We start from the raw sequence: 528 nt of genomic DNA, 5'->3' as shown, positions 1-528 counted from the left end.
CGTATAGTACGAGAGGAACTACGAATGGGTGCCACTGGTGTACCGGTTGTCCGAGAGGGCAGATGCCGGGCAGCTACGCACCACGGGGTAAGAGCTGAACGCATCTAAGCTCGAAACCCACACGGAAAAGAAGTTCCACTGAGGTCACTCGTAGAAGACGAGTTCGATAGACTCGGGGTGTGCGCAACGAGGCAACGAGTTGTTAAGCCCGCGAGCACTAACAGACCAAGCCACATTCATACGCACTGAGACCCGAGAACGGGTCCAGGCGCAAACTGGATTGCACGGACACATTGGTAAGACGGCCCGACCGATATTGGTATGACAACGGTTCGATTCCGTTGGTCGGCATTAAGGCGGCCAGAGCGGTGAGGTTCCACCCGTACCCATCCCGAACACGGAAGTTAAGCTCACCTGCGTTCTGGTCAGTACTGGAGTGAGCGATCCTCTGGGAAATCCAGTTCGCCGCCCCTACTCATACTTCACAAAGCCCACTGGACGCGGTGTCCAGTGGGCTTTGTTCATTTT

General features: G+C 55.7%; 2 rRNA genes. Both read left to right on the top strand.

Annotation, left to right across the window (positions count from 1 at the left end):
- Nucleotides 1-241, top strand: a 23S ribosomal RNA gene (locus DVK06_RS19145); the annotation flags it as partial.
- 111 nt (nucleotides 242-352) lie between these two features.
- Nucleotides 353-474, top strand: a 5S ribosomal RNA gene (gene rrf, locus DVK06_RS17165).
- The last annotated feature ends 54 nt before the right edge of the window (nucleotides 475-528 follow it).

Source organism: Halorubrum sp. Atlit-28R (genome assembly GCF_003665955.1).
In the GTDB taxonomy this organism is placed as follows: Archaea; Halobacteriota; Halobacteria; order Halobacteriales; family Haloferacaceae; genus Halorubrum; species Halorubrum tropicale.
Note: the sequence above shows the minus strand (reverse complement) of the source record. Positions and strands in the feature narration are given on the sequence as shown.